This window comes from Clostridium sp. Marseille-Q2269 (assembly GCF_943736985.1).
Lineage (GTDB): Bacteria > Bacillota > Clostridia > Clostridiales > Clostridiaceae > Clostridium_F.
The window spans coordinates 18,928-31,976 of record NZ_CALSFS010000001.1 but is presented as its reverse complement, the minus strand read 5'-3'; the positions used below and the strand labels follow the sequence as shown (position 1 = coordinate 31,976).

Below are 13,049 nucleotides of genomic sequence, written 5' to 3'. Positions count from 1 at the left end.
ATTTTACTTACACCTTAAATAAGTTAAAAATATGAAATTTACTGATTTTTATTTTGCCTTAAATTTTTTATTATCCAAGTTTATGATTACATCAGACATATCAGCCATTTCAAGAGAATGAGTTACCATTATTATACATTTATTATCCTCATGAGCTAATTTTTGAAAAAGTTTTATTATATCCATGGAAGTTTTACTATCCAAATTCCCCGTGGGCTCGTCTGCCAGTATAATCTTGGCATCAGTAGATATTGCTCTTGCTATTGCTACTCTTTGCTGCTGTCCCCCACTAAGATTTAGTACACTTCTATCTCCTTCTTCTCTTGTAAGACCTACTTTTTCTATCAATTCATAAGCCCTTTGCTTTTTATTTGTAATTTCATTTTTAGTAATTTCCATTGCAGTAATTATATTTTGTATACTTGTCATATAATTAATCAAATTGTATGATTGAAATACTATTCCTATATATTTATTTCTATAGTTTGTTAGTCCGATTTTCTTTACATCTCTATCTTCATATAGTATTTCACCACTTTTAGGTATATCTAATGCACTAGCCAAGGATAGGGCAGTGGTTTTCCCTGATCCAGAGGCTCCTAATATAGTGTAAAATTTACCACTTTCAAATTTGAAATCTATATTATCTAGAATTAATAATTCTTTTCCACCATCTTTATAACTATAATTTACATTTTTAAATTCCAATACTGTATTCATATATATCCTCCATCTATTCTCTTTTACTTAATATAGTTTTTGGGCTAAATCTTAGCACAGCTACAGTTGGTATAGATGCAGAAGCTATTACTATAAGTAATCCTATAACAGCTAATTTTTGTAGATCTTTTGAAGTTACTGAGACATCCATATCTTTTACTAGATCTGCATTTTTTAGCTTATTTTTATTCATCCTTTTATGTTCTTTTTCTTCCATGTCACCTTGTCCATTAAAATTATCTCTATATTGCATTGAGGAAGACTGTGTTACCTTAACTTCTTTTGAAAGTAAACTATGTCCTATTTTATTAGCAGCTAAATTTCCTGTAAATATTGAAGTTCCAAAGGCTATAAAAGCTACTAATAGCACTTCAATTACTAATTGAAAAATCACTTTAAACTTACTTTCTCCAAGGGATAGTAATACCCCTATTTCATATTTTCTATCCTTAAGAGATAATGCTATTATAAGTACTAGAATCATTGCACCAGCAATAGACACAGTTGTTACTAAAGTTTTTGAGAAAGATCCTACATTTTCAATAGGTCCTACCATTTGTTTATACAATAAATCGTTAGCATCTAATGTATATTTTTCTAAGTCTATTTTATTATTCTTTGCATATTGTTTAAAACTTTCTATATTGCTAGGATTGTCCATAAAATATACTGCAGAAGTAATATTTTTGATATTACTATCATCACTTTCGGAAAGCTTAGAAGCTATATTATATGGCATGTATATCTTGTTGTATGGATTTAAAAAATCCATATTTTTATTATTAGCATTTACTTTTGCCTCATATATCCCTACAATTTCAAATTCCAATGTAGTATTCTCATCTACAGAAGACACTTGTATTTTACTTCCCACTTTCAAGTTATTTTCTTTAGCTAAATTTGTCTCAACTACAGCTACATTTTTCCCCGTATCATTCTGTGTAATTCCTCTGCCTTCTATAATTTTACTATCCCCATCTTTAAAATCAGATAAAAGATTCGTGGTTATAGTACCTGAAAAAGAAACTTCTGGCATAGTAGAAAACTTGTTTCCCTTCATTTTAAACATACCTTTTGTTTTTTCTAAACCCTCTTCTGAAGTAGTATCCTGATTACTTTCTTCATTTTTTACATTTTCAAAATTCTTAGCGAGTCCAAAACTTGAAGAAATATAATTATACTGAGTTACATGTTCATTATTTTTTAAAGCATCTGCAATATCTGAGGTTAAGACTGGTTTAGCAATTTTCTGTGTATTCTTATTATTTCTTCTTTCCTCCATCAGCTTCTCTTTATTAATTGTAAGTGTTACATCACTGCCTAATTTCTGTCTAGCTAATTCTGTTGATTTTCTTGTAGCAGTTTGTATAGATAATCCTACCAAAACCATATTGGCAATTATTATGAGTACAACAAATAGTATTAATGATTTTATTTTCTTTTTTGCTATACTCAACATAGCTCTTTTGAAAAAATTCATACTGTATAACCTCCTAAGTACTATAAGCTTCTTACAAAGATTATTCTAATAAAAATTTATGTGTTTTCTGTGAAGTTAATTTGTTTTTTATATAAAATAAAAATATGCTAAAATCATTATTGAATCATAGGATACTTTAAAAAATATGCTATAATGGCATTGTATTTGTGTAAAAACAGTTAAATACAGAAAGTAATACTAAGTCATCTAAAAAGGAGAGCTATTTAATGACAAGTCTAAAGAGAGACTGTATAGTTACAGCTATAGTTTGGTTACTAATATTATTAACGCTTCCTTATGAAGCCAAAATTAAATATGTTGGGTATTCTTTAATAGGTATAATTATCATTTTTGTAACCCAGAAACTTAGGGGAAATAATGAATAAAAGAACAAATTTATTTTTTACCAAAATTTGTGATCACCTTAAAATTAAACTATGAATTAATATATAATTTCTAAATTTATAACTTTTTAATAATAAACTAAGTAATTTATATGATATATAGGAAATATGTGCAAATAAAAACTACCTTAAATATTATTAAGGTAGCTTTTGTATATAATTGTTATCCTTTTAAAAATGTACTCCCCATTAAATATTCATCTACAGTCTTAGAAACTTCTCTACCACTTTTAATAGCTTTTACTACTAAAGATTGTCCTGTTGCCATATCTCCAGCACAGAATACTCCTTGAATACTAGTAATTCCATTTTTATCTGTATAAACATTTCCTCTCTCATCTAGCTTTAAACAAAGTTCATTTATAATACCATGAACTTTAGGATGTAAAAATCCCATAGCTATTAAGATCAAATCAACTTTAATTTCAAATTCACTATTTTCTATTTCCTTCATAATAAATTTTCCATTGTCATCTTTATTCCAAGAAACTTTAGAACAAATTAATTTTTCTACTTTCCCATTAGTTCCTTTAATATCTTTAGTAAGGACATTCCATTCTCTTTCTCCGCCTTCTTCGTGAGAAGTTGTAGTTTTTAATATTCTAGGATAAGTAGGCCACGGACTAGATTCATCTCTTTTTTCACTTGGTTTTGGCATTATTTCAATTTGATGAACTTTTTTAGCACCTTGCCTTATAGCAGTACCAATACAATCAGATCCTGTATCTCCACCACCAATAACTACTACATTTTTATCTTTAGCATTTATTTCTTCTTCTTCAAATTTTTCTTTAGAAACTCTCTTATTTTGCTGAGATAAATAATCTACAGCAAAATGTATTCCTTCTAACTCTCTTCCTTCTATTTTTAAATCTCTTGGAACAGCACATCCACCTGTTAAAACAATAGCATGAAACTCTTCAAAAATTTCTTCTAATAATACATCTTTTCCAACTTCTACACTAGTTTTAAATCTAACTCCTTGTTTTTCCATTATGTCTATTCTTCTATCTATTATAGACTTTTCTAATTTAAAATCTGGAATACCGTATCTTAAAAGTCCTCCCGGTTTATTATTCTTTTCAAACACTGTAACTTGATGTCCTACTGAATTAAGCTGTGAGGCTACTGAAAGTCCTGCTGGACCTGATCCCACTATACATATATTCTTCCCTGTTCTAACTTTAGGATGGTCTTTTTTCACAAATTCTTCTTTAAATGCTTTTTCTATTATAGATTGTTCTATTTCCCTTATGCAGACAGCTTGTCTATTGATTCCTAAAGTACATGCAGCCTCACATAATGCAGGGCATATCCTACCTGTGAATTCTGGGAAATCATTTGTTCTTGCTAATCTTTCATAAGCTTTTTTGTATTGACCCCTATAAAATAAATCATTAAAATCTGGTGCTACATTTGAAAGAGGACATCCAAAGTTACAAAATGGGGTTCCACACTCCATGCATCTTGATGCTTGCTCTTTCATATTACTATCATTTAAAGGTACATATACTTTTTTATAATCTTTTACTCTTTCTTCTATAGGACGTTTATTAAAATTTTTTCTATCAAACTCTTTAAATCCTGTTATTTTACCCACTGAATACACCCCCTTATTAAGAAACTTTTCCTTCTAAATCATTTTTTTGTATTATATTCTTATATTCTTTTGGTATAACTCTTTTAAACATACTCTTATATTTTGAAAAATTATCTAATATGTTTTTAGCTTTAAAACTTTCAGTATATTTATAATGTTTTTCTATCAAATCATAAACTTCTTTTTCACTATTTAAATTTAATTCTTCTGTTACAATAGATTTTTCAGTACATTTTTTACTAATACTATTATCTTCATCTAAAACATAAGCAATTCCACCACTCATGCCTGCTCCAAAATTTCTTCCTACTTTTCCTATAACCACTACTATTCCCCCGGTCATATACTCACAACAATGATCTCCTACACCTTCTACAACAGCATTTGCACCACTGTTTCTTACTGCAAAACGTTCTCCAACCATTCCATTTATATAAACTTCACCTGATGTGGCTCCATACAATATAGTATTACCTGCTATGAAGTTTTCTTCAGCAACGCATGGACTTTCTTTTGGATTTTTAATAATTACTTTAGCCCCAGATAACCCTTTAGCTACATAGTCGTTAGCTCCTCCTTCTAAAACTAATGTAAGTCCTTTAACGCAATAAGCCCCAAAACTTTGGCCTGCAAATCCTTTAAAATTGAATATCATTGTATCTTCTTTAAGGCCATGTTGACCAAAAGCTTTAGCTATTTTACCACTTAACATTGTTCCTACGGTTCTATCAGTATTTTTTATTTCAAAGTTTCCTACAACTTTTTTCTTTTCTTCAAATACTTTAGCTGAAGCTTCTAGAAGTATATAATCCATGGATTTATCTATTCCATGATCTTGTGCTAAAACACAGTAAGATTTTATTCTATTTGGCATATCTGGCTTATATAAAATCTTATCTAAATCTAACTTATTTGCTTTTTTATGCTTAATATCTTCACGTTTCTCAAGTATATCTACTCTACCTATCATTTCATTCATAGTTCTAAATCCTAGTAAAGCCATATATTCTCTAACTTCCTTAGCTATAAATGTAAAGAAATTTATAATATGTTCCGGCTTACCTTTAAAACATTTTCTAAGTTCTTTATCTTGAGTTGCAACTCCCATATCACAAGTGTTACAATGACAGTTACGAAGAAGTGTACATCCAAGTACTACTAGTGCTGTAGTTGCAAATCCAAATTCTTCTGCTCCAAGAAGTGCAGCAATAATAACATCTCTTCCTGTCTTCAGTTTTCCATCTGTTTGAAGCCTTACTCTGCTTCTTAAATTGTTCAGCATTAAAACTTGATGTGCTTCTGAGAGTCCTATCTCCCAAGGAATAGCAGCATTTCTCATAGAAGAAAGTGGTGCTGCTCCACTACCTCCGTCATGTCCACTTATAAGTATTACATCTGCATGGGCTTTAGCAACTCCAGCTGCTACAGTTCCAACTCCTGCTTCTGATACAAGTTTTACACTAATTCTACTATCTGTGTTGGCTGACTTTAAATCATATATAAGTTGAGCTAAATCTTCTATTGAATATATATCGTGATGAGGCGGTGGAGATATCAAATCTATTCCTGCAGTAGAATTTCTTATTTTGGCTATATAATTGTCAACTTTATTTCCTGGAAGATGTCCCCCTTCACCCGGTTTAGCTCCTTGTCCAACCTTTATTTGCAATTCATCTGCATTGGCAAGATAATTTGCTGTAACTCCGAATCTTGCAGAAGCTACTTGTTTTATAGCACTTCTTTTACTATCTCCATTACTATTTACTTTATATCTAGCTTCGTCTTCTCCACCTTCACCAGAATTACTTTTTCCACCTAGTCTATTCATAGCTATAGCTATAGTTTCATGTGCTTCCTTACTTAAAGATCCTAAAGACATAGCTCCAGTACAAAATCTTTTAACTATTTGTGATATAGGCTCTACTTCCTCTATAGGAATATGATTGAACTTGGTAAACTTTAGAAGCCCTCTTATTGTACATAAATTTTCACTTTGGTTATCTGATATACTTGTATATTCTTTAAATATTTCATAGCTATTATTTCTTGCTGCTAACTGAAGTTTATATATTGTTTCTGGATTAAAAAGATGAAATTCTCCTTCCTTTCTCCAAGAATATATTCCTCCAACATCTAATTCATTCTCAGGTTTCCTTAACTTATTAAAGGCTTTATTATGTCTTTCTAACACTTCTTCTGCTACATCCTCTATGTCTATTCCTCCTATTGTAGAAGGTGTTCCGTCAAAATATTTATTTACAAACTCTTCATTAAGTCCAAGTATTTCAAATATTTGAGCTCCATGATAACTTTGAATTGTACATATCCCCATCTTTGAAAGTATTTTCATAAGTCCTTTACATACAGCTTGTATATAATTTTCTATAGCCTTAGTTTCATCTAAGTTTTCTATTGTTTTATCTAAAACCATGCTTCTTACTGTTTCATATGCAAGATAAGGGTTTACAGCTGTTGCTCCATATCCTATTAAAAGCGCAAAATGAGTAGTTTCTCTTGATTCTGCTGTTTCAATTATAATAGATACCTTAGTTCTACTTTTCTTTTTTATAAGATGATGATGTACTGCTGATACCGCAAGTAAGCTTGGGATGGCTGCATCATAATCATCTACTTTTCTATCACTCAAGACTATAATATTATATCCTTCACTAGCTCTTTTTTCTGCTCTTTCACATATAATATCTAAAGTTTCTTTAAATCCTTCAATTCCACTATCTGCTTTAAAAATTATAGGTATAGTTGTGGATTTAAAATCATTTGTTCTTAAATTTTTTATTTTATACATTTGTTCATTTGATAAAATTGGTTTGTCTATACATATAAAAGGTGAAATTTTTCTTTCTTTATCTAATAAATTATTTTGAAATCCAATATAATTTGTAAGAGACATAACTATTCCTTCTCTTATTGGATCTATAGGTGGATTTGTAACTTGAGCAAATAATTGCCTAAAATATGAAAATAACAGTTGGGATTTGTTAGATAATACAGCTAAAGGCGTATCATTTCCCATTGATCCTATAGGTTCTGATCCATTTTCTGCCATGATTTTAATTATTACTCTTAAATCTTCTAATGAATAACCAAAAGCTTGTTGTTTTTCTTTTAAAAGTTCATCATTTACATTAGGTTTTTCTGCATTATATTCTAAATTAAAATCTTCAAGAGTATATTTACTATTTTTAACAGCTTCTTTATAACATTTATTACTACAGAATTTCTTAATTAATTCGTCATTTTCTAGAATGCTTTTTTCTTTAGTGTCTACTAAAAGCATTTTTCCTGGTTCTAATCTTCCTCTTTTCATTATGTTTTCTGGATTAAATTTCAAAACACCAAGTTCTGATGCCATTATGATATCCCCATCTTTTGTAATTACATATTTACAGGGTCTTAATCCATTTCTGTCTAATGTTGCTCCTACTTTTTCTCCATCAGTAAAAAATACAGCAGCTGGTCCATCCCAAGGTTCCATAAGGGACGAATGGTATTCATAAAAAGCTTTAGTGTCTTCATCCATAAAATCATCTTTTTCCCAGGCTTCTGGAATAAGCATTCTCATAGAATGAACAACATTTCTCCCATCCTTATTAAGAAGTTCAAATACATTATCTAAAGAAGCTGAGTCACTTCCATTTGGAACAACTATAGGAAATAAATTTTTAATATCTTTTTTAAACACATCCGATTTTAAAAGCCCTTCTCTTGCATGCATCCAGTTTCTATTTCCTCTTATAGTATTTATTTCTCCATTATGAGCTAAATATCTAAAAGGTTGAGCTAAATCCCAAGTAGGGAAAGTATTTGTACTGAATCTTTGATGAACTAAAGCTATAGAACTTTTAAAATTTATATCGTTTAAGTCTACATAGTATTTGCTTATCTGATCTGCCAATAAAAGACCTTTATAAATTATTGTTTTACTAGAAAGACTGCATACATAAAAATATTCATTACTTTTATCTATTAATTTATTAACTTCATTTTCTGCTTTTTTTCTTATTATATATAATTTTCTTTCAAATTCTTCTTTATTACAATTACATCTTTTAATAAATATTTGTCTTATGACAGGCTCTGTACCTTTTGCAGTTTCTCCTATAGATCTATTATCTGTTGGTACATCTCTCCAACCTAATATTTTTTGTCCTTCTTCCTCTGCTACTCTTTCAAATATACCTTCACATTGATATCTTATAGCAGTTTCTCTAGGCAAAAAAGTCATACCAACTGCATACTCTGAAAACTTTGGAAGTTCAATACCGAGATTATAACAGTTTATTCTTAAAAATTCATCTGGTATTTGGACTAACACCCCTGCTCCGTCACCAGTTTTAGGATCAGATCCCACAGCTCCTCTATGTGTTAAGTTAACTAAAATTTCTAAAGCTTTTGTCACTATACTGTGAGTTTTTTCTCCTTTAACATTTGCTATAAATCCTACCCCACAATTATCTTTTTCAAATTGTGGATTATATAACCCTTGTTTTTTAGGAAAACCTATACTGTTTATCATTTATTCCCCCCCTTTTTTCTTTATGCAAAAATATTGTGTCTTTTAAACGTAAATATTTTAATTGTAATTATATATAGAATATTGAATTAAATCAATATAAAAATTTCATTTTTATATATGTTTCTATACTTTTTTACTGCATTTATATACTTATTATAAGTTATGATGAAATTATTTCTTAAAACTCTTGCTAAAATTAGGATTGTAAAACCATTTCATAAACTATATTTTATATCTTTATACAATTTTTTCATATAAAAAAGTTAATATCCCCATATTTAATAATCTAAGTTCTTACTTATTAAATTCCTTAAAATATTTACTTGAATCCTAATAATGTTAATATAACTTTAATAATTATCAATATTAAGCTTATATACTTATTTTTTCTAGGATTTACTTAAATTTAAATTTCAAATATAATAAAGGTAAGAAATTAATAATAGGGATTAAATTTCTTACCTTTATTACAAGAATATTATTTAATGTTTATATTATTTTCTAACAAATTGCTCCAGTTCTTTATTGAACTTTTCCATCTCATCATAAAATAATCCATGACCACTATATTTAAATGGAATAAGTTTTGAATTTTTAATACCTTTCTTCTGTGCTTCTGCCAATGGAAATAAACAAACTTTATCGTGAATACCATGAAGAATCAAAGTAGGAACAGTTATTTTCTTAAGATCAGAAAATAATCCTTCCTCATCCAGCCAGGTATTTGCAATTGCTGCAGTAGACCACCCTGCAGCCTGTAATCCTAAATTTAAAAACCACTGTGAAAAAGGTTTAGTTATATACTTAAAGAAGAATATATTCCCAAAGTCATCTAACATGTTAGGACGATCCGTATATGTTCCTTTAATAATATCCTCTACAACTTCCCTTTCTAATCCATAAGGAAAATATGGACGCTTAATAAGACTAGGAGCTGCTGCTGCGCAAAGAACAAGTTTAGATATTCCAAACTCATTATGTCTTGCCATATATCTAATGGCAATGGCTCCTCCTGTGGAATGTCCAATTAATGTAACGTTCTTTAATTCAAGGGCTTCAATTACACATCTAACATCATCTGACAATCTATCATAAGAATATCCTGTAAAAGGCTTATCTGATTCACCAAATCCCCTTTGATCTATACCTATACATCTATATCCCATTTTAGGAAGTTGATTAAATTGATATTCAAATAAGTTGTGACTGCCAGGCCATCCATGTAAAAATAATAATGTCTTTTTCCCCTTTGGATTAAGATCTTCCACATAAAGTTTTACATCTGATTGAACTTTAACATAATATCCCATACAAATACCCCTTATAATAAAATTCTTACATTATAAGTTTATTCCACCATATGGAAATAAGTGAATATGATTTATTATTTCATACTTACAAATAATATTTAAAAAATAAATCTTAAATATTACAAAAAATATATCACTTGATATAAAATTTATATATCAAGTGATACAATAGTTATTCTTTTAAATTAATAATAATACAATCTGTCCTATTTTTAACTTATTTTCTTAAAGTTATATTACCTTTGCTTAAATCAGAACCAAATACTTTATTAACTTTTATATTATAAAAAGCTTTTGTGTTTTTATCTGAATCAGATATAATTATATAATTAATTTTCCAATTACCTTTTGTTGCTGCAAAACTTATATCTCCTTCATAGGCCTTTTTACTTCTATTATAGTTTAACTTAATCTTATTTTCAGTTTTTCCATCTGAAGATAAATAACTTACGTATGCAGTATCTGAATATTTTTTATCAGTAGTTATATAAACTTTATTATTTTCAACTTTTATATGCTCAATTTCTCTTGTATCTTGACATGTAGGTCTTCTCACATCTTTAGCAGTAATATGAACTTTACTACTACTAATACTTCCATTTTCTTCTGTTACGAATGCCATAACTCCATTGTTGGGCAATATTAATCCCCCTTGAGTAATCTCTTTGTTTGAATAATCTTTAGAATCATCAAATATTGGATTCATCATTAAAGAAGTATCTTCTGTAATAGTTCCATTTGACCAGTTAAGCTTCAATGGAGTTTGCTCTCTTAATCCAAAAGCTGCATCCCTAAGCTGATACATTACCTTATCTACAGTTTTAGAATTATCTGATCTAGTAGCAATAACTGGATTTTGATCTGCATCTATAACTCCGGCCATAGCATATCCAGGATGTTTACTAACATTTTGTTCTTTGTAATCACCATTTGCATACCAAATTAATAAGCCTGCATCATGCACTACATCTCCAGGTATAGATTTTCTAAGAGGTCCTCCTAGAGATTTATCCACATTTGAATTAGCATGATTTCTTAATTCTAAAATATATGAACGATTTCCACTATTAGTTCCATCAGTAATTTTAAAATCATTAAAATTAAATGCAGTTTTTTTAGAATCTTCTGCTCCATCGAATATAATAACCTTATTATCTACAATTATGTTTACATCATCCACATATATTCCTGCATGAGTTGACATATCAAATGTCCAATTAAATATTCTAAGATCTATCTGTTTTCCTATAAAATCTTTCAAGTCAAAACTAGCATCTACCCATTTAGCATTAGATGAACCATTTATACCGTGGCCTGGATTTCTATCTAATTCATCATTTGGTGTAGTATCTTTAGGATTTTCTGTTGTGGTTATATTTCCACGTACAGAAACCCATTTATTACTTCCTTTTTCTCTAACTTGTACAGATGCGAAATCATCATTAACTGCTAGATCATACAAGGCTTTGAATTTAATAGATGCATTTTTGGTCTTAGTTAAATCTAAAGGCTTTTTTAGTTCCATAGAATTTCGCATATCATAAACTGGTGCTCCGCTGTGAAACATATTTTTACCAGTTGAAGCAGTAACAGTTTTTATTTCATTACTTGGTAATTTTATATTTATAAGATTCAAATTTGAACCATTTACTGATTCCTCATCTAAAGTTATAGTTTGTCCTCTTCCCTTCAATTGATCTAAATAAACTGTCTTATCTTTTGCCCAGTTTAATTCTACATTCTTCTTTCTACCAATTTCTTGTAACATATTACGTCCAAAACCACCATAGCTTAATGGATATACACCACAAACTGGACCTGTATAACTTCCACCCATTTGAGACCAATATTGCACTGGCGGATTACTACCATCATAACCATAAAGGTCTGGCAACCCTAAATAATGACCATATTCATGGACCATTAAATCTGGTGGTAAATTTTGTTCCATTGATATAAACTTACAGGCTTTCATATTGTTTCCTTTAGAATCCTTTACTTCAGGCATAGTATAACCAGCAGCTCCGTATTCATAGAATTTTCCTTGAAAAGGCCAAATTGAATCTTCCCCTAAAGATCCTCCACCATATTCTTCTCCAATACCAGTGTGAAGAACAATTAAAGTATCTACAACTCCATCTGGCTCAAAGAAATTCCCATCTCCATCTATATCCATTGGATCTTCCACATCATATTTTGATAAATCGACATTAGGATCTTTTGATACATTGTCAAGAGCTTCTAAAGCTAACTTAGCTGTATTATTTTGATCCGTTCCTCCATTAGTATAAAGTGGATCTAGAGCACCATAATATTTGGCATTATATTTAGTTTCATACCATCCAGCAACAGACCCATTAAAATCAAAGCTACCACCAGACTCCTCAAAAAGATGCCTTCTCATAGAAACATATTCTTTTCCATCCGGCCCTTTATAAGTATTTTCTCCAAAAAATATATTCTGATAATGCTCTTTTGTATAGTCCTCATCTTTGTATTTAGCATAATTAAAATCGTCTATACTCTTTTTATCCTTGGCATTAATTTCTGTATGTTTATAATCTTTATATTCCATTAGTACTACTAATGGTTTTGCCTTATAAATCGTTCCATTCCAAGGGTGTCTTTCTACTTTAGGCATAGGTTTTTTAAATACATTATTTTCTTCTTTTGCGTTAGCTTTAAAGGAAGGTGTAATAATTGCAACAATAAAAGCTATTGCAAAAATTTTGCACAAAGTTTTTTTACTTAACATATACATTAGCCACCTTTCAATAGGATATATAAAATAATAATTGCAAGGAGTACAATGTAAATTTTACAATAATTTTACATAGAAAACAATGTTTTAAATTGAAATTTGCCAAATTTTTTACAAATTAAAAATAGTATATGAGAAATTTGATTATAAATTTTCACACACTATTTTTATCTTTAATATTTATGAATTATAAATATTAAAGTTTTCATTATAATTCATTACTATATACTATTTGTG

General features: G+C 29.3%; 7 protein-coding genes. 1 reads left to right on the top strand and 6 read right to left on the bottom strand.

The features are described from left to right. Positions 1–48: 48 nt before the first annotated feature. Positions 49–720, bottom strand: a complete 672-nt coding sequence (locus NGI68_RS00105; protein WP_251859451.1) for an ABC transporter ATP-binding protein — start codon at positions 718–720, stop codon at positions 49–51. A 13-nt stretch (positions 721–733) separates the two neighbouring features. Next, complete coding sequence (locus NGI68_RS00100) at positions 734–2,200, bottom strand: ABC transporter permease (RefSeq protein WP_251859450.1); 1,467 nt, start codon at positions 2,198–2,200, stop codon at positions 734–736. Between the two features lie 227 nt (positions 2,201–2,427). Between NGI68_RS00100 and NGI68_RS00095 the strand changes: the two genes are divergently transcribed. Further along, positions 2,428–2,586 carry a hypothetical protein gene (locus NGI68_RS00095; RefSeq protein ID WP_251859449.1) on the top strand — a complete coding sequence of 53 codons (159 nt, stop codon included), beginning with the start codon at positions 2,428–2,430 and terminating at the stop codon, positions 2,584–2,586. Between the two features lie 181 nt (positions 2,587–2,767). Here NGI68_RS00095 and NGI68_RS00090 read toward each other — a convergent pair whose 3' ends face one another. From NGI68_RS00090 to NGI68_RS00075, 4 genes are all read right to left on the bottom strand, one after another. Next, a complete protein-coding gene (locus NGI68_RS00090; RefSeq protein WP_251859448.1) occupies positions 2,768–4,204 on the bottom strand; it encodes a glutamate synthase subunit beta in 1,437 nt (478 codons plus the stop codon). 16 nt (positions 4,205–4,220) lie between these two features. Beyond that, positions 4,221–8,741, bottom strand: a complete 4,521-nt coding sequence (gene gltB, locus NGI68_RS00085; RefSeq protein ID WP_251859447.1) for a glutamate synthase large subunit — start codon at positions 8,739–8,741, stop codon at positions 4,221–4,223. A gap of 494 nt (positions 8,742–9,235) precedes the next feature. Then, entirely contained in the window at positions 9,236–10,051 is an 816-nt protein-coding gene (locus tag NGI68_RS00080) for an alpha/beta fold hydrolase (RefSeq protein WP_251859446.1), read from the bottom strand. 217 nt (positions 10,052–10,268) lie between these two features. After that, on the bottom strand, positions 10,269–12,806 hold the full coding sequence (locus tag NGI68_RS00075) for an immune inhibitor A domain-containing protein (protein WP_251859445.1): 2,538 nt from the start codon (positions 12,804–12,806) through the stop codon (positions 10,269–10,271). Positions 12,807–13,049 lie beyond the last annotated feature (243 nt).

Coding starts and splice junctions, on each gene's coding strand:
- NGI68_RS00105 (WP_251859451.1), bottom strand. CDS start 720: ATGAATACAGTATTGGAATTTAAAAATGTAAATTATAGTTATAAAGAT.
- NGI68_RS00080 (WP_251859446.1), bottom strand. CDS start 10,051: ATGGGATATTATGTTAAAGTTCAATCAGATGTAAAACTTTATGTGGAA.
- gltB (WP_251859447.1), bottom strand. CDS start 8,741: ATGATAAACAGTATAGGTTTTCCTAAAAAACAAGGGTTATATAATCCA.
- NGI68_RS00095 (WP_251859449.1), top strand. CDS start 2,428: ATGACAAGTCTAAAGAGAGACTGTATAGTTACAGCTATAGTTTGGTTA.
- NGI68_RS00075 (WP_251859445.1), bottom strand. CDS start 12,806: ATGTTAAGTAAAAAAACTTTGTGCAAAATTTTTGCAATAGCTTTTATT.
- NGI68_RS00100 (WP_251859450.1), bottom strand. CDS start 2,200: ATGAATTTTTTCAAAAGAGCTATGTTGAGTATAGCAAAAAAGAAAATA.